The following is a 15,934-nucleotide window of genomic DNA, read 5'->3' on the forward strand; positions in this document are numbered from 1 at the left end:
GGGTGCGGGGGGCTGTGCCGCCCCAGCCTATTCGTTGTGGGCGAAGAGCTTGAGCACCGGAACCCCGACCTTGTGCCGCGCCCGGGAGGCCCAGTCCCGGTGGAAGAACTCCTCCACGAAGTGCGGGGCGGTCAGGACGATCACCTCGTCGGCGCCGGTTTCGTCGACGACGGCCTTGAGCTTGTCGAGGGGGTGGTCCTCGACGATCTGCCCGACCGCCTTGGCCCCCTTGTGCCGCAGGGCGGCCAGGGAGTGTTCGAGTGCCAGTGCGGCGGGGCCGCGGGCGGCGTCGCCCTCGGGTTCGTCGGACTCGTGGAGGGCTTCGGGGAGCTCGCCGAGCGCGACGTCGTCGATGGCGCGGAGCAGTCGGTCCTGGTCACCCCTGGGTTGCATCAGGACGACGAAGGAGACCTGGTCGTCTCCGTGGAGGGTGGTGACGAAGTCCACGTCCACCGTGGTCAGCGGCTGCTCGATCATCAATACGCTCGTGAACACGGACGCCCTCTCCTTCGTTCGCGGGGGCCGGTCGGCCGACCCCCGCGGAAACCATCCTGCCCCGCTGTCACGCGGAGCGTTGCGCAGATATATGTGCCCAGTTATGTGCCCAGAGGAAGCAAAGCGGAACGCCAAATTCCGCTTCTTGTTCAGATCCGACGGTAGCTCGTGAAGAGGAACCCGGCCTCTTCCAGTACGCACGCCGCCGCGAGCCGGTGCGGAACGGTGACGGAAGGCCCGCCGGCGATCCGCTGGGCGTCACCGGCGGTGAGCGTCGGGGAGATCGTCAGGCACAGCTCGTCCAGTACGTCGGCGGCCACGAACTGGCCCAGCAGCCGGGGCCCGCCCTCGGTCAGCTGGCGGCACAGACCGCGCGCGGCCAGCTCCCGTACGGTCCGGGCCGGGTCGGCGCCCGCGCCCTCGCCCGCCACCACGACCTCGGCCCCGGCGGCGGTGGCGGCCGCCACCCGGTCGACCGGAGCGGCGGCCCCGGTGACCACCAGGGTGGGCACGAGGGGCGAGGTGAAGAGCGGCAGCGTGAAGTCCAGGTCCAGGCTCGCCGTGACCACCGCGACGGCGGGGGCGGGGCCCTGGCCGGCGGCCGCGCGGCGGGCCGCGAAGGCCTCCCGGGCGCGGGCCGGGCGGTAGCCCTCCTGGCGAACCGTTTCCGCGCCCACGACCACCACATCGGCCAGGGCCCGCAGGGTGCCGAAGATCCGCATGTCGGTCTCGCCGGAGATCGGCTGCGAACGCCCGTCGTGCTGGGCGGCCCCGTCCAGGGTGGACACCATGTTGGCCCGCAGCCAGTGCGCGCCGGGGGCGAGCGCCGGGTAGGCGTAGGCGTCCGCCAGCTCGTCCAGCGTCCACTCGCGGTCGGCCGGACCGGGCGGCGGGGGGGATGTCTGATCGGTCACAGGGAGCAGGCGTCGCATCGGTGCAGTCTGACACGCCGCGTAGAGTTAAGGGCTGTGTCAACTTCACTCTCGACCTCCGGTCCTGCCCCCTCCGGGCAGCCCCCGATAGCCGATGCGGGCCCGCTGGCCCTGTGCGCCCGCGAACCCCGCGTGGCCGCCGAACGGCTCGTGGCCGAGATGGTGCCGCCCCCGCGTTTCGACTCGGTGCGCTTCGACACCTACGACCCGGACCCGGCCCAGCCCAGCCAGACCGAGGCCGTCGCCGTGCTCAGCGGCTTCGCCGCCGGCCTGGGCGGCGCGCACGCCAGCGGCTCCGGCAAGCGGCGCTGGTTCGCGAAGAAGCCCGCCGCGCCGGCCGCCGGACCGCGCGGGGTCTACCTCGACGGCGGCTACGGCGTCGGCAAGACCCACCTGCTGGCCTCCCTGTGGCACGCCACGCCCGCCGAGCCCGCGCTCAAGGCGTTCGGCACCTTCGTGGAACTGACCAACCTGGTCGGCGCGCTGGGCTTCCAGCAGACCGTCCAGACCCTGGGCGGCCACCGGCTGCTGTGCATCGACGAGTTCGAGCTCGACGACCCGGGCGACACCGTGCTCGTCTCCTCCCTGCTCAGCCGGCTCGTCGAGCAGGGCGTGGCGCTGGCCGCCACCTCCAACACGCTGCCCGGCAAGCTCGGCGAGGGCCGCTTCGCCGCCGCCGACTTCCTGCGGGAGATCCAGGGGCTGTCGGCGCACTTCCGGCCGCTGCGCATCGACGGCCAGGACTACCGCCACCGCGGCCTGCCCGAGGCCCCGGCGCCCTTCACCGACGAACAGGTCGCGAAGGCCGCGTACGGGACCCCGGGCGCGAGCCTCGACGACTTCCCGAACCTGCTGGAGCACCTGGCGAAGGTCCACCCGAGCCGGTACGGGGCGCTCACCGACGGCATAGCGGCCGTCTGCCTCACCGACGTCGTCCCGGTCCCCGACCAGTCCACCGCCCTGCGGCTGGTGGTCCTCGCCGACCGGCTGTACGACCGGGAAGTGCCGGTCCTGGCCTCCGGGGTCCCCTTCGACCGGCTGTTCAGTGAAGAAATGCTCAACGGGGGATATCGGAAGAAGTACTTCCGGGCCATATCGCGGCTCACCGCGCTCGCCCGCGACGCGAAACCCCTGGTGTCGCAGTAGGTTTGGCACGGCCGGGCGCTTCTGCGACCCGGCCGTTACCACTTCTGCGAAGGGATCCACCATGGCCACCACGCGCTCGTCCCACACCGTCTGGGAAGGCAACCTCCTCAAGGGTTCCGGCGTCGTCTCCCTCGACTCCTCGGGGCAGGGCTCCTTCGACGTCTCCTGGCCCTCGCGCGCCGAGGCCGCGAACGGCAAGACCAGCCCCGAAGAGCTGATCGCCGCCGCGCACTCCAGCTGCTACTCGATGGCGCTCTCGCACGGCCTCGACGGCGCCGGTACGCCTCCCACCCGGGTGGAGACCAAGGCCGATGTGACGTTCCAGCCCGGTGAGGGCATCACCGGCATCCACCTGACCGTGCGTGCCGAGGTCCCCGGCCTGGACGCCGAGGCCTTCGCCGCGGCGGCCGAGGACGCGAAGAAGAACTGCCCCGTCAGCCAGGCGCTGACCGGCACGACGATCACCCTGAGCGCCGAGCTCGTCTGATCCGCACCCGCGAGGCCCCCACGCACACGGCGCGGGGGCCCTGTGGTGCGGCCGGCCGCGGCGGCGCCCGGCCCTGCTGCCCGTACCCTCCGCCCCTCCGCCCCTCCTCCCCTGCGCCCCTGCGCCCCTCCGCCGCGTCGCGACCGCGTCCGGTGTGCCGGAAGATCGGACGGGGGCGACGGGAGCGAGGTGGGCAGCGGTGGCCGACAGGGACAAGCGCGGCAAGGCAGGCAAGGCGGCCAAGGGCGGCAAGGCGGGCAAGGGCGGGCGGGACGCCCCGCTCGGGCCGGTGCTGCGCGTACCGCCCGGCGAGCGGGTCGACCTCGCCGCCATCCACCCCGCCGCCATCCCGGCCGGTCCCCGCGACAAGGCGGCCGGGGTCGCGGCCATGGCGCGGATGGCCGAGCCGCTGGCCTCCCTCCAAGAGCGGCTGTACGCCGCCAGCACGGCCGGGGACCGGCGCCGGCTGCTGCTCGTGCTCCAGGGCATGGACACCAGCGGCAAGGGCGGCACCGTCAAGCACGTGATCGGTCTGTTCAACCCTGCGGGCTGCCGGATCCAGGCCTTCAAGGCGCCCACTCCGGAGGAGCTGAACCACCCCTTCCTCTGGCGGATCGTCAAGGCGCTCCCCCGGCCGGGCGAGATCGGCATCTTCGACCGCTCGCACTACGAGGACGTCCTCATCGCCCGGGTCCGCAAGCTGGTGCCGCGCAGTCAGCTCGGGCGCCGCTACGACCAGATCAACCGGTTCGAGAGGTCCCTCGCGGACCAGGGCGTCACGATCGTCAAGGTCTTCCTCCACATCAGCTACGAGGAGCAGCGCGAGCGGCTCCTGGCGCGGCTCGACAACCCGGACAAGCACTGGAAGTTCAATCCCGGGGACATCACCGAGCGCGCCGCGTGGCCCGCGTACCAGAGGGCCTACGAGCTGGCGCTGGAGCGCTGCTCCACCGGGCCGGCGCCCTGGTACGTGGTCCCCGCCGACCGCAAGTGGTACCGGAACTGGGCGGTCGGCAAGCTGCTGCTGGAGCATCTGGAGGAGATGGCTCCGGCCTATCCGCCGGCCGACTTCGACGTCCAGGAGTGCCGTGAACGTCTGATGGCCACATAGTCATATATTTTGCGTACGTGACCCTATCTGTACGCAAAGTGGCGGCCCTGGCCGCGCTCGGTACCGTCCTGGTGGGATGCGGGGGCGGCGGCTCCGGCACTCCGCAGGGCGGCGGACAGGCCCGCATGGGCACCCCCGCGGCCTCCGGCCCGGCCTCCACCTCGTCCCCCTCCGCCCCCGCGTCCCCGGCCGCCTCCCCGCTGCCCGGTGCGCCGAACAAGGTGCCCGTCCTGGCCCCCGGCCCGAACGGCCTGACCCCCGTCTTCGAACGCACGCGCCAGCGGGCCGACAAGACGGTGGCCCTCACCTTCGACGCCGACATGACCTCGGACCAGGGCCCGCGCGCGGCGTCCGGGGAGGAGTTCGACAACCCCGGGCTCATCGCCACGCTGCGCCGGCTCCAGGTCCCGTCCACGGTCTTCATGACGGGCCGCTGGGCGGAGGAGTACCCCGATCAGGCGAAGGCCATCGGCAGCGATCCGAACTTCGAGATCGCGAACCACTCCTACAGCCACCACGCCTTCAAGTCGCCCTGCTACGGGCTCCCCGCCCTCGACGGCGAAGCCGCCCGGGCGGACGTGGAGCGGGCCTTCGCGGCGTTCAGGAAGGCGGGCGCGGTCAACACCGTGCCCTACTTCCGCTTCCCCGGCGGCTGCTACGACGACCAGGCGCTGCGGGCGCTGGCCCCCGCCAAGGTGACCGCGGTGCAGTGGGACGTGGTCAGCGGGGACGCCTTCGCCAAGGACCCCGGCCCGGTGGCGGAGGACGTCCTGAACGGGGTCAAGCCCGGCTCGGTGGTGGTCATGCACTGCACGCGCAGCGCGGCCCCGGTCACCGAGGAGGCGGTCTTGAAGATCGTCCCGGAGCTGCGCAAGCGCGGTTACCGCTTCGTCAAGGTGTCGGAGCTGATGGGGAAGTAGCGGCGGGGCGGGGCGGCGGCGCGGCGCGGCGCGGCGGGGCGGCGGGGCGCGGCGGGGCGGCGGGGCGGGGCGGCGGCGCGGCGCGGCGCGGCGCGGCGCGGCGGAAACGTTTCAGCCGGAGCAGGCGCTGCGCTGCGCGTCCTGCCACTCGCACACCGGGCACAGCACCACGCCCGGGGTCGCGACCCCGTACTCGGTGGGCTTGCCGCACTCCAGGCAGTCCGCGTACGGCGGCCCGGGCACCCGCCCGGCGGGCGCGGCCGGTGCGGGGCAGTAGGACGGGGACTCCTGCGGCTGGTCCATGCGTATGAGCCTACCCGGCCCCCCTTGGGGTCGTCTCTTTCGGATCTTGGAGGTGCCGTGCCGGGCGGGCCAGGCTCGGCAAGATCCGAAGCAGCGGACCCCGGCCTGGCGCCGGTTCCTCGCGCAGTACCGCATCCGCGCGCCGGAGGAGGCGTGGTGGCCGGCCCGGAACTCTGCTGCCGGCCGGCTCACGTCCCTTGTGCGGCGGGTCGCTCAGCTCCCACGGGCGGCCGTCTTCTTGGCGGCGGTCTTCCGGCTGGGTTTGGACGCCACGCTCTTTCGCGTCGCGGCAGTCGCTGTGCCCGCGTCCGTCCGCGGGGGTGCTTTCCGGCTTGCGGAAGTCGGCCACTTGAACTCGATTTCCAGTTCGATCTGCCCGTCGCCGATCTCGATCTCCACCTCGCTGCGGAGGCTGTCGGGGATCCGCACGCTCAGCGTCCCGGCGCCGAGTTTCAGTTCGGTGTCGCCGCCCTCCCTCAGCGCGTTGGCGATCGCCGTGAGCTGGTCGGCCGCTTCAAGGCGTGACAGCGACCGCTTCTGCTCGAACTTGAGGTCCCTCATGCGGGTCTCCGATCTGGCGTATACAGCGCAGCACGATCAATTCTGAGGCCAAACACGGGATGGGACATCTTCACGGCCGGGGCCGTCCGGCGGCGCCGGTGTTCGGCGTGGAGCGCGGTGCGCGCCGGGCCGGGCCGGCCGGTGAGCTGGTGGAGGCTCCTGCCGGCGAGCCACATGCCCCGGGGCCGGAGGAGCACGGCGAGGGCCGCCGCGGGCCAGTGGCCGGCCTCGTCCGCACGGGACGTCACCGACGGGCCGGCAACCCCCCGTGCGCGGCGCCCGATGCGGTTCTAGGGTGGGAGCGACGGCAGGCCGGCGCAGCAATCACGGGCCCTGGCTCCCCGTGCTCCGCCCTCCGGTGCTCGGGAGGGGCGTCCTTCCGAGCGCGACCGCCCCGGCGGTTCGTCCCCCGGCCTCGTACCGCTCCCGGCCCGTGGAGGCAGAGCAGGGCGCCGTTCTTGTCTCGGGACCGTGCGGCCAGGCAGGAGTGCACCGGTGTCCCACATCTCCACCACTGCGATGCGCGCAGTACCCGACAGCACGCCCGAGGAGCGCGCGGCCCAGGGCAGGCGGGCCCGGCGTCGTGCGCCGCGGTCGCAGCACGCCGCGTACCAGCCGCCCCCGGACAGGCCGGACCCCCTGACGATCCTTGAGGCGCAGTCCTCGGCGCGGGTGGCCGAGCTGGTGCCGATCCGCTACAGCAGGATGTCGGAGTCTCCCTTCCGGTTCTACCGGGGAGCCGCCGCGATCATGGCGTCCGACCTGGCCGGCACCCCCGACTCGGGGATCACGGCCCAGTTGTGCGGGGACGCGCACCTGCTGAACTTCCGACTGCTGGCCTCTCCTGAACGGCGGCTGATGTTCGACATCAACGACTTCGACGAGACCCTGCCCGGTCCCTGGGAGTGGGATGTCAAACGGCTCGCGGCAAGCCTGGTCATCGCCGGGCGGGCGAACGGCTTCGACGACTCCGAACGGGCACGCATCGTGGGTTCCGGCGTGCGCGCCTACCGCGAGGCGATGCGCGGCTTCGCCGGCATGGGCAACCTCGACGTCTGGTACGCGAGGATCGACGCGGAGGCCCTACAGAACCTGACTTCGAGTCAGCTCAATCAGCGCGGACGGCAGAAGCTGGCCGGCGCGATGGCGAGGGCGCGCTCGCGTGACACCTTGCAGGCCTTCGGGAAACTCACGGAGCTGGTTGACGGACAGCCGAAGATCAAGGCGGACCCCCCGCTGCTGGTGCCGATCGCGGACCTCCTGCCCGATGTCGAGCGCAGCACGCTGGAGGAGCACCTGCGCGGACTGCTGTCCCGCTACGGGCAGACGATGTCAAGCGACCGGCGGGCCCTCCTGGAGGACTACCGGCTGGCGGACACGGCCCGCAAGGTGGTCGGTGTCGGCAGTGTCGGTACCCGCTGCTGGATCCTGCTGCTGCTCGGCCGCGACAGTCGCGATCCGCTCTTCCTCCAGGCCAAGGAGGCCGATGCGTCCGTCCTCGCCGAGCACGTCGGGGCGAGCCGGTACCGCAACCAGGGCGAGCGGGTGGTGGCGGGACAGCGGCTGATGCAGGCGACCAGCGACACCTTCCTCGGCTGGGAGAAGCTGGAGGGCATGGACGGCAAGCAGCGCGACTTCTACATCCGCCAGTTGCGCGACTGGAAGGGGATCGCCATGCCGGAAACGATGCCGCCGGGGCAGCTGAGGGCCTTCGGGGAGGTGTGCGGCATCACCCTTGCCCGTGCCCACGCGCGGTCGGGCGACCGGATCGCGATCGCCTCCTACCTGGGCCGTGGTGAAGCCTTCGACCGGGCGCTGGTCGGCTTCGCGGAGGCCTATGCCGACCAGAACGAACGCGACTACCAGGCCCTCGTCGAGGCGGTGCGGTCGGGCCGGTTGCCGGCTCGGGAACTGCCGGCGGCCTGACCGCGAGCGGGCGCCCGCCTCGGTGCCGGGCGCGCCGAACGGCGGAGTGGGGCGACCGCCGTCCCCTCGGCTGGCGGGCGTGACCAGGACCAGCGGAGTCGTCGGGCCAGGACGTCTCTTTCGGATCTTGTCGGCCGGCCCGCGTTGTCCGGTGCCGCGCGTCGCAAGGCGGAGGGGCGCCCGGGTACTGGACGTACTCGGGTGCCCCGACAACGCGGCGAGGTGCGGTGCCGGGCAGCGCGGGCCCGGCAAGATCCGAAAGAGACGGCCTAGCCGCGCCGCGCGCTGAGCAGGCAGGCGGCTCCGCCCGCCGCCGCCGCGAGCAGGGCCGCCCCGGCCAGGGCGCCCAGCGGGAGCGGTACGGGGCCGGAGCGGGCGGCCTCGACCAGGGCGGTCACCGCGCGGCGGGCCGGGGAGGGCGCCGCGGTCCAGGCCAGCAGGGAGCCCAGCCCGGCCGCCACCGGCGCGAGCCCCCGCCCGCGCACCAGCGGGGGGCCGCACACAGCGCCGACGGCCGCCCCCGTGAGCGCGCACACCAGGACGGCCACCGCCCCGGCCAGGGCGGCGCGGGCCGGGGACCGGCCGGCGAGGTCCCCGCCGAGCAGGGCGTACGCGGCTCCCCCGGCGCCCGCCGTCAGGGCGCCGGCCAGGGCGGTCAGCAGGGCCGCCGCGTGCACCCGGGAGGAGCCCGCCGCGGCGGCGGTGACGGCGCGGGCGGCCGGGGGCTCGGCGGTGACGCAGACGCGGACCAGCCAGGCCGTCGACGGGACCAGCCCGGCGGCGGCGTAGCCGAGGGAGTCCAGCGCCGGGTCGCCCGGCCGGACCCCGACGGCCACGAAGGCGGCGTAGAGGAGCAACGGGGCGATCCAGCGCTGGGAGCGCAGCAGCAGCGCCGCCCGGTAGCGCAGCAGGGCCCTCACGTCGCCTCCTCGACGGCCCGGATGTGCCAGGGCGGCCGGGCGGTGAGCAGTGCGCGCAGCAGGGCGTCGGAGCGGGCGGCGTCCACGGTCAGCAGCACCCCGCCGCCGGGGCCGGGCGCGGCGGAGGCGCCCGGGGGCGGGGCCGCGCCGGGCGGTCCCACCGCGTGGATCCGTACGGACCGCGCGGGCGTCCGGGCCCCCGCGGGCACCAGCGTGCCGTCCTCGACGCGGTGGTGGGCGTCGGGGAGTCCGGCGAGGCGGTCCGGGTCGTGATCGACGAAGACCACCGTGCCCCCGGCGGCGGTGCGTTCGGTGACGGCCCGGTCCAGTTCGGCGCGGGCCGGGCCGTCCAGCCCGGTCCACGCCTCGTCGAGGACGAGCAGCCCGGGCCGGGCGAGCAGGGCCTGGGCGACGGCCACCTTCTGGGCGGTTCCCTTGGACAGTTCGGCCATCGGGGTGCGGGCGTACGCGGCGGCGCCGAACCGTTCGAGCTCCTCGGCCGCCCGGCGGGCCGCCCGCGCGCCCGGGAGTCCCTGCACCCGGCCGAGGTGGGTCAGGTAGGCGCCGGCCGTCAGGGGCAGGGCCGCCGGGAAGCGTTCGGGTACGTAGGCGGTGCGGGGCGGGCGGCCCACGACCCGGCCCTCGGTCGGCAGGTCGATCCCGGCGAGGATCCGCAGCAGGGTGGACTTCCCGCCGCCGTTGCCGCCCTCGATCCGTACCAGGGCCCCCGCGGGCAGCTCCAGGCCGACGCCGCGCAGCACCCAGGGCCGCCGCCGGCCGTAACGGCGGCCCACGGCGGTGAGGTTCAGTGCGCGGCCGCCGTTTCGGTGACCTCGCTGGGCCGGACGATGACGAAGCCCTCGCCGCTCAGCTTGAGCTGGACGGCCTCGCCGGAGCCGCCGCGGATCATCGAGCCGACCGACTGGGAGCGGTGCAGCCCGGTCTCCAGCGCGGCGCTCCAGCCGACGACCGCGTCCGTGTCCACGTACACCGGCGCCTGCGCGGTGACGGGGATGACGATCGGGTTGCCGTCGCAGACGACGGCGAGCTTGCCGGTGCCGGTGAAGAGGCTGTTGAAGAGGCCGCCGCCGGTCATCCCGGCGCCCTTCACCATCTTGATCTCGTAGGACAGGGTCGGGTCGAAGCACAGGACGTTGCGCCCGTTGATGGTCAGGGCGTCGCCCGGCTCGAAGTCGACGATGAAGCAGTTGCCGCCCTGGTGGGCGAACCAGGCCTCGCCCTGCCCGCGTACGGACATCAGCGCGAGCCCCTCGCCGGTGACGGCCCGCTTGAGCATGCCGCCTATGCCCTGGCCCTTGCGCTCGAACTGGAGGTTGCCGCGGAAGGCGACCATCGCGCCCTGGCGGGCCAGCATCTCCCCGTTGACGGTGTATTTGACGGACTTGGCGTTCTGGAGGGTCATGCCCGCCGCGGATGACGGCTTGGCCAGGTTCTCGGACGCGAAAAGCTCACTTATCAATGCGTTTCAACCTTGTCTCTCTTTAGACGGAAAAGGAGGGCAACTAGCTTTCTGTTCACTCTACTTGAGTGCGTCTCATTGCCCATGGTGTCGGCGTGCTGCCGACCTGCTTCACCCGGGACGGCTGGGAGTCGCTACAGCAGGGAGGCGCGTACGCGGGCGGTCAGGCCGCGCCGGGCTGCTGCGCGAGGATCTCCCGGACCCGGGCGCCGGTCTCGGGATCCTTCGCCGCGGTGCGGGCAGAGTGGGCACGGCCCCGCTGGATCGAGGCCCACAGGCGGGCCCGCCGCCGCGCGGGAGCTCGGGGCGGGAGTCGGAGGGGACGGCGGTCAGATCCGGCGGGGCTCGATGATCACTTCGGGTGAAGACGACCGTACGACGCTGGCCGGGGGAACGATGGTGCTGCCCACGCAGACGCTCGCGGCGATGGTCGAGTGCCGGCCCACGGCGATGCCGGGGCCGAGGGTGATCATGCTGCCGGTCTGGACGTGGTCGCCGATCAGGCCGCCGAACCGGGACGTGGTGCACCGGTAGGGCGGTTCGTCGCCGGGGCCGTGCAGGGCGATCTCCTTGAGGGGTACGCGCATGTCGTAGTTCCACAAGCTGATCGCCGCGATCACGAGGTTCGCGGACAGGTGGGCGTCCGTCCCGATGATGGAGTGCCCGACGCCCACCTGGTGGCCGAGAACGGTGTTCTCCCCCACGAAGGAGTGGGTCACTTCGCACCCGAAGCCCACCGACACACCGGCGGCGAGGACGGACCGCTTGCGGACGGTCGAGAACTCGTGGACGCGGACCCCCGGCCCGATGATGACGTCTTCGCCGATGATCGCGGTGGGGTGGATCTGCGCGGTGGGGTGGATCCGCTCGGGCACAACCTGTAAGGCGTCGTCGTGGAGGGCGTCCCAGCGGGTGAGGAAGCCGGACAGCTCGAACTCGCCGATCTTGGCGTATCCGGTGGCGTCCAGGCCGGACACGGCCGGGGGGCGGACGTAGTCACCGATACGGATGGACTCGGGCACCTGGCTTGCTCCTGGTCGTCGTCGGGGCGGGAGGTTCAGGCGGCTTCGGCGGCCTCACGGCGCAGGAAGTCGGGCAGGGCGGCGGGGGTGTTGTCGAGCCAGGCGACGTAGCGGGCCACGCCCTCGGCCACCGCGATCCGGGGCTCCCAGTCCAGGGCGGCGGTCACGCGGGCCGTGCCGGCCGTCCCGCCGAGCGGGTCGCCCTCGGGCAGCGGCCGGTCCTGGAACTCGGCTTCGGGGTAGTGGCGGCGGATGAGGTGGGCCACGTCGGCGATGGACGTGGCCTGGCCGGTGCCGACGTTCAGGATCTGCCGGTCGGCGCCGGGGGCGAGCATGGCCCTGATGGTGGCTTCGGCGATGTCTTCGACGTGGACGAAGTCGCGGACCTGCCGGCCGCCGCCGTTCAGGTGCAGAGGGAGGCCGAGCTTCGCGCGCATCGCCATCCAGGCGACCACCCAGGAGTGCGATCCCTCCTTGACGGTCTGGGGCTCGCCGTAGACGGAGAAGTACCGGACCGAGGTGTGGGAGACGTTGGCCTTGCCCAGCACCAGCGCGGTCTGCGCCTCACCCCAGGCCTTCGTGTTCGCGTAGACGGAGAGCGGGGCCAGGGGCTGGTCCTCGTGCCAGGTCTGCACGTCGTGGCGCTTGGGGTCGCCGTTGCCGTAGACGGCCGCGGAGGAGACGAACACGAAACGGCGTACGCGGGCGTTGCAGCGGCGGACCGCGTCCAGGAGGACCTGCGTGCCGGTGACGTTGGTCTGGATCGCGGCCATGGGATTGCGGGTGCAGGCGGCCACATCGGCGACGGCCGCGGCATGGATCACGTAGTCCGCTTCCCGGACGACGTGGTCCATCAGGGTCGCGTCCGCGACGTCGCCCACGATGGTGTCCCGGTCGGTGGCGTGCACGCCGAACAGGTCGGCGTAGACGGCGGCGGGGTAGGCGTCGAGCTTGCCCACGGCGATCACGCGGGCCCCGGCCGCGCGAAGTCGGGCGGTGATGCGGGAGCCGACCAGGCCCCCGCCCCCGGTGACCATCACGGTTGAGCCGGCGAGGGCGGCGGACAGGTCGGCGTCGGTCAACGTCACGGTGATCTCCTCGGATTCAGCGGAAGGGAGCGACGGGGAGGTTGCGACCGGCCGGCTTGGGACCGCCTCCCCACCACCCCGGCGAGCACCGCCCGGGGCAGGGGTGGGCTCCACCGGAAGGAGCGGTGGTGCAGCCCCGGGCGGGCTGATGAACAGTGAACGCCCCAGCACGGAAAGTGAGTACCGTGGGCGAAGTGGCAACCCGTTCAACTCGTTCAAGATCGCTTCCGAGGGGGCCGACATTGGCAGGCGACCGGACACCGAACAACGCGTTAGCGGACGTGATCGCCGAGTCCGGGGCCACGTACTACGCGCTGGCCAGGGAGATCCGCTCTGTGGCGGCCGAGGCCGGCCAACGGTTGAGTACCGGGCCGTCGGCCGTCGCCTATTGGGTTGCAGGGGGTACGCCCTCCGGCCAGACGCCGTTCTACATGGCCGAGGCCCTGACGAGACGGACGAAGCGGCGGGTGACGGTCGCCGAGATCGGTCTAGGCTCCGCTGTCATCGGTGGCGTCCTGGAAGCCGATCCACTGGCCGCCATCGCCGATCTCGGGAGGTCCGTCATGCAACGTCGCCGCGACTTCCTCGGCGCCGCGTTCACCGCCGCCGCCGTCGGCCTGCCTCTGGCCTACGACCACGAAGCGGTCGCCGCGACGCTCCGAGCGGCCGGGACCGGCGGCAGCGTCGGCCCGACCGAGGTGACCGCGGTCCGGCAGCTGACCGAGACGTTCCGCAGCGTGGACGAACGCATGGGCGGCGGCCACGGCCTGACCACCGTTACCGCCTACCTCACCGACACCGTCGCCCCGATGCTCACCGCCCGGTTCCCCTCCGCCACGGTCCGCTCCGAAGCGTTCGCGGCGGCGGCCCAGCTGGCTTGCCTGGTCGGCTGGAAACACCACGACCTCGGCCGGGAGGGCGCCGCCCAGCAGTACTACCTGCTGGGCTACCAGCTCGCCTGCGAGGCCGACCCGAACGGCCACGCCGCGTGGATGATCACGCCGCGTGGATGATGCGGGCCCTGACCCATCAGGCCCTTGACCTGGGCCACCCCCGCTCATGTCCCGAGCTGGCCGAAGCCGCCCTGGGCAGGGCGGCGGGGAAGGTCGACCGGCAGACCGAGGCCCTGCTCCTGGTCACGTGCGCCCGCGCGTACGGGGCCGGCGGCCAGAGCGCCAGGGCGGCACGGGCGCTTCTGGCCGCCGAGGACGCCGTGACGGACACCCGCGACCCAGTCACCGCCTACGCCGCCGCCTCGGGCCCGGTGGCGGCCACGGTCGCCTCCCACATGGGAAGGACCCTGACCGCGATGAAGGACCACACCGCAGCCGAACGGCACTACCGGCGGGCCCTGGCGGGCCGAACCCCGGGCACCTACCAGCTCAAGCACGGGCTGACCATGGCCAACCTGGGGCGATCGGTGGCCGGGCAGCACCGGCACGAGGAAGCCGTGGGCCTGTGGACCAGGTCCCTGGACTTCATGGGCGGCGTGGTCTCCGACCGCAACAGGCAGGCGGTCAGGGAGATCCAGGCGGCGGCGACCCGGTACCGCAAGCGCGGTGTGGCCGGCGCGGCCGGCCTGAACCAGCGCGCCACCGAACTGCTCAACAACCAGGCGTGAAAGGAACGAACACCAGAATGCCGAAGATCGGGGTTGTGGTCCTGACCATGGGCGACCGGCCCGCAGAACTGGGGGCCCTGCTGGCCTCCGTGGGCGCCCAGGAAGGCGATCCGGCAACCATTGTCGTCCTCGGCCAGGGCGTGAAACTCCCACCCCTCCCGGACGGCGTGGACGGCGTGGAACTGCCGCACAACCTGGGCATCCCCGGCGGCCGGAACGCCGGGGTGGCCTGGCTGCGCGAGCGCGGCGGCGTGGACGTCGTCGTGGTCCTGGACGACGACGGCCTGTTGCCCCGCACCGACACCTTCCGCCTGGTCCGGGAAGCGTTCGCCAGCAGGCCACGCCTGGGCATCGCGGGCTTCCGCATCGCGGACGAGACCGGGGCAAGCCAGCGCAGGCACGTCCCCCGTCTGGGCGGCAAGAACCCCATGGTGTCCGGGCCGGTGACCACGTTCCTCGGCGGCGGCCACGCCATCCGCATGACCGTGATCGACCAAACAGGCGACTTCCCCACCCAGTTCTTCTACGCCCACGAGGAGACCGATTTCGCCTGGCGGGCGCTCGACGCCGGCTGGGATATCGACTACCGGGCGGACATGGTGCTCCAGCACCCCCGCACCGAGGCGTCCCGGCACGCGGTCTACTACCGCAACACCGGCCGGAACCGCGTCTGGCTGGCCAAGCGGCACCTGCCCGCCGCCCTGATCCCGGTCTACCTCGCGACCTGGGCCGCGTACACGCTCGCGCAGCGACCCCCGCTGTCCGGCCTGGCCGCCTGGTGGGCCGGATTCTTCGAAGGCGTTCGGGTGCCCTGCCCGCCAAGGCGACCCATGCGCTGGCGGACCGTGTGGCGGATGGCCCAGCTGGGCCGGCCCCCGGTCATCTGATCACCGCCGACGACGGCCGGGATCTGGTACGCCACCACTTGCGGGGGACACGGCGAGTGCGTCGACAAGCTCACTCTGCATGGGCTCGATCCTCACCCGGAGCGCGTACCCGGGACATCATCCTGAAGGCGGAGGCTGGCATCCTTGGGCGGATGAGCACCGAGGACACGACCGATACCCCAGCCGTACCCGCCGTCGGCTCGGAGAGCCCGTTCCGGGAGGGGCACGCACCGCGCGACGAGGCACCGCAGTTCGTGCTGCCGCTGGTCGTGCGGATCGAGAAGACGGACCCGCCGGCCCGGACCGACGCGCTGGAGACGGCGGCCCGCGCGGTCCTGGTGCTGCTGACGGACGAGCGCTCGGACGGCGAGGGCGAATGGGCCGGGGCCGTGCGCGACTGGCAGGACGCCCGGATCCGCAAGGTGGTCCGGCGGGCCCGCGGGGCGGAATGGCGCAAGGCGGGGACCCTGCCGGGGATCACGGTGCACGGCGAGCGCGCCGAGGTGCGGGTCTTCCCGCCGGTGCCGCTCGACGGCTGGCCCAAGGAGCTGGCCAAGCTCCAGGTGTCGGGCACCGATCTGGATGATCCGGAGCCGCCGGCGGCTCCGGCCGGGGCCGCGGCGCCCGTGCTGTGGCTGAACCCGGACCTGGACATGTCGGCGGGCAAGGCGATGGCCCAGGCCGGGCACGCGGCGCAGCTGGCCTGGTGGGAGCTGGACCCGGCGGAGCGCGCGCAGTGGCGGGAGTCCGGATTCCGGCTGTCGGTGCGGACCGCGCCGCGCGAGCGGTGGGAGCGGCTCAGCGGGAGCGGGCTGCCGGTGGTGCGGGACGCGGGGTTCACGGAGATCGCCCCCGGCTCCTGCACGGTCGTCGCGGACCACCCGGCGCTGAGGGCCCGGCTCTGAGGACCCGGCGCTGAGGGCCGGGCCCCGGCGGGAACCTCAAATGTTGCTCTGAACGTCTCCCCCTCGCGGTTGACCCGGTGGCGCCGGGGCCATCACATCGGCATACGGACCGATGCGCACGCACGCGGCC

Annotated in this window: 16 protein-coding genes and 1 pseudogene; 8 read left to right on the top strand and 9 right to left on the bottom strand. The window is 73.1% G+C overall.

Features of this window, described 5'->3' with window-relative positions:
* Positions 1 to 27 precede the first annotated feature (27 nt).
* The gene (locus ACFYYT_RS14265; RefSeq protein WP_351826442.1) at positions 28 to 495 is read right to left on the bottom strand and encodes an indole-3-glycerol phosphate synthase; all 468 of its coding nucleotides are present in this window, start codon (positions 493 to 495) and stop codon (positions 28 to 30) included.
* 149 nt (positions 496 to 644) lie between these two features.
* Positions 645 to 1,427, bottom strand: a complete 783-nt coding sequence (locus tag ACFYYT_RS14270; RefSeq protein ID WP_351826443.1) for a pyrimidine reductase family protein — start codon at positions 1,425 to 1,427, stop codon at positions 645 to 647.
* A 36-nt stretch (positions 1,428 to 1,463) separates the two neighbouring features.
* Between ACFYYT_RS14270 and zapE the strand changes: the two genes are divergently transcribed.
* The 4 genes from zapE to ACFYYT_RS14290 all read left to right on the top strand — a co-directional run bounded on the left by zapE (position 1,464) and on the right by ACFYYT_RS14290 (position 5,091).
* Positions 1,464 to 2,573, top strand: coding sequence for a cell division protein ZapE (gene zapE, locus ACFYYT_RS14275; RefSeq protein ID WP_351826444.1), 1,110 nt, complete (start codon positions 1,464 to 1,466; stop codon positions 2,571 to 2,573).
* A 61-nt stretch (positions 2,574 to 2,634) separates the two neighbouring features.
* Positions 2,635 to 3,060, top strand: a complete 426-nt coding sequence (locus ACFYYT_RS14280; RefSeq protein ID WP_351826445.1) for an OsmC family peroxiredoxin — start codon at positions 2,635 to 2,637, stop codon at positions 3,058 to 3,060.
* A 199-nt stretch (positions 3,061 to 3,259) separates the two neighbouring features.
* Entirely contained in the window at positions 3,260 to 4,171 is a 912-nt protein-coding gene (locus tag ACFYYT_RS14285; RefSeq protein ID WP_388607976.1) for a PPK2 family polyphosphate kinase, read from the top strand.
* A gap of 17 nt (positions 4,172 to 4,188) precedes the next feature.
* Positions 4,189 to 5,091 carry a polysaccharide deacetylase family protein gene (locus ACFYYT_RS14290; protein WP_351826446.1) on the top strand — a complete coding sequence of 301 codons (903 nt, stop codon included), beginning with the start codon at positions 4,189 to 4,191 and terminating at the stop codon, positions 5,089 to 5,091.
* A 111-nt stretch (positions 5,092 to 5,202) separates the two neighbouring features.
* Here the strand turns inward: ACFYYT_RS14290 and ACFYYT_RS14295 are convergent, their stop codons facing one another.
* The gene (locus ACFYYT_RS14295) at positions 5,203 to 5,394 is read right to left on the bottom strand and encodes a hypothetical protein (RefSeq protein WP_351826447.1); all 192 of its coding nucleotides are present in this window, start codon (positions 5,392 to 5,394) and stop codon (positions 5,203 to 5,205) included.
* Positions 5,395 to 5,607: 213 nt separating this feature from the next.
* Positions 5,608 to 5,955 (bottom strand): amphi-Trp domain-containing protein, encoded by a 348-nt coding sequence (locus ACFYYT_RS14300; protein ID WP_351826448.1) that lies wholly within the window; start codon positions 5,953 to 5,955, stop codon positions 5,608 to 5,610.
* A 519-nt stretch (positions 5,956 to 6,474) separates the two neighbouring features.
* Here ACFYYT_RS14300 and ACFYYT_RS14305 point away from each other — a divergent pair.
* Entirely contained in the window at positions 6,475 to 7,881 is a 1,407-nt protein-coding gene (locus ACFYYT_RS14305) for a DUF2252 domain-containing protein (RefSeq protein WP_351826449.1), read from the top strand.
* Positions 7,882 to 8,150: 269 nt separating this feature from the next.
* Here the strand turns inward: ACFYYT_RS14305 and ACFYYT_RS14310 are convergent, their stop codons facing one another.
* The 5 genes from ACFYYT_RS14310 to ACFYYT_RS14330 all read right to left on the bottom strand — a co-directional run bounded on the left by ACFYYT_RS14310 (position 8,151) and on the right by ACFYYT_RS14330 (position 12,391).
* On the bottom strand, positions 8,151 to 8,801 hold the full coding sequence (locus tag ACFYYT_RS14310; RefSeq protein WP_351826450.1) for an ABC transporter: 651 nt from the start codon (positions 8,799 to 8,801) through the stop codon (positions 8,151 to 8,153).
* Positions 8,798 to 9,610, bottom strand: coding sequence for an ATP-binding cassette domain-containing protein (locus tag ACFYYT_RS14315; protein ID WP_351826465.1), 813 nt, complete (start codon positions 9,608 to 9,610; stop codon positions 8,798 to 8,800). Before ACFYYT_RS14315 ends, ACFYYT_RS14310 begins: the two co-directional genes overlap by 4 nt.
* The gene (locus ACFYYT_RS14320; RefSeq protein WP_388608159.1) at positions 9,607 to 10,224 is read right to left on the bottom strand and encodes an AIM24 family protein; all 618 of its coding nucleotides are present in this window, start codon (positions 10,222 to 10,224) and stop codon (positions 9,607 to 9,609) included. Before ACFYYT_RS14320 ends, ACFYYT_RS14315 begins: the two co-directional genes overlap by 4 nt.
* 386 nt (positions 10,225 to 10,610) lie before the next feature.
* Positions 10,611 to 11,303 (bottom strand): transferase, encoded by a 693-nt coding sequence (locus tag ACFYYT_RS14325; RefSeq protein ID WP_351826452.1) that lies wholly within the window; start codon positions 11,301 to 11,303, stop codon positions 10,611 to 10,613.
* A 35-nt stretch (positions 11,304 to 11,338) separates the two neighbouring features.
* Positions 11,339 to 12,391 carry an NAD-dependent epimerase/dehydratase family protein gene (locus tag ACFYYT_RS14330; protein ID WP_351826453.1) on the bottom strand — a complete coding sequence of 351 codons (1,053 nt, stop codon included), beginning with the start codon at positions 12,389 to 12,391 and terminating at the stop codon, positions 11,339 to 11,341.
* 242 nt (positions 12,392 to 12,633) lie between these two features.
* On the opposite strand from ACFYYT_RS14330, the pseudogene ACFYYT_RS14335 reads away from it, so the two are divergent.
* From ACFYYT_RS14335 to ACFYYT_RS14345, 3 genes and pseudogenes are all read left to right on the top strand, one after another.
* Positions 12,634 to 14,012: pseudogene (locus ACFYYT_RS14335) on the top strand (tetratricopeptide repeat protein).
* Between the two features lie 17 nt (positions 14,013 to 14,029).
* Complete coding sequence (locus tag ACFYYT_RS14340; RefSeq protein ID WP_351826454.1) at positions 14,030 to 14,899, top strand: glycosyltransferase family 2 protein; 870 nt, start codon at positions 14,030 to 14,032, stop codon at positions 14,897 to 14,899.
* Between the two features lie 152 nt (positions 14,900 to 15,051).
* Positions 15,052 to 15,804: an aminoacyl-tRNA hydrolase gene (locus ACFYYT_RS14345; protein WP_351826455.1), complete on the top strand. Its 753-nt coding sequence runs from the start codon at positions 15,052 to 15,054 to the stop codon at positions 15,802 to 15,804.
* Positions 15,805 to 15,934: the final 130 nt, after the last annotated feature.

The sequence above is a fragment of the Streptomyces sp. NPDC002032 genome, from assembly GCF_042890765.1.
Lineage (GTDB): Bacteria > Actinomycetota > Actinomycetes > Streptomycetales > Streptomycetaceae > Streptomyces.

Excerpts from the sequence above, each read along its gene's own strand:
- ACFYYT_RS14270 (WP_351826443.1), bottom strand. The coding sequence starts at position 1,427 with ATGCGACGCCTGCTCCCTGTGACCGATCAGACATCCCCCCCGCCGCCC.
- ACFYYT_RS14295 (WP_351826447.1), bottom strand. The coding sequence starts at position 5,394 with ATGGACCAGCCGCAGGAGTCCCCGTCCTACTGCCCCGCACCGGCCGCG.
- ACFYYT_RS14300 (WP_351826448.1), bottom strand. The coding sequence starts at position 5,955 with ATGAGGGACCTCAAGTTCGAGCAGAAGCGGTCGCTGTCACGCCTTGAA.
- ACFYYT_RS14305 (WP_351826449.1), top strand. The coding sequence starts at position 6,475 with ATGCGCGCAGTACCCGACAGCACGCCCGAGGAGCGCGCGGCCCAGGGC.
- ACFYYT_RS14345 (WP_351826455.1), top strand. The coding sequence starts at position 15,052 with ATGAGCACCGAGGACACGACCGATACCCCAGCCGTACCCGCCGTCGGC.
- ACFYYT_RS14320 (WP_388608159.1), bottom strand. The coding sequence starts at position 10,224 with ATGACCCTCCAGAACGCCAAGTCCGTCAAATACACCGTCAACGGGGAG.
- ACFYYT_RS14340 (WP_351826454.1), top strand. The coding sequence starts at position 14,030 with ATGCCGAAGATCGGGGTTGTGGTCCTGACCATGGGCGACCGGCCCGCA.
- ACFYYT_RS14280 (WP_351826445.1), top strand. The coding sequence starts at position 2,635 with ATGGCCACCACGCGCTCGTCCCACACCGTCTGGGAAGGCAACCTCCTC.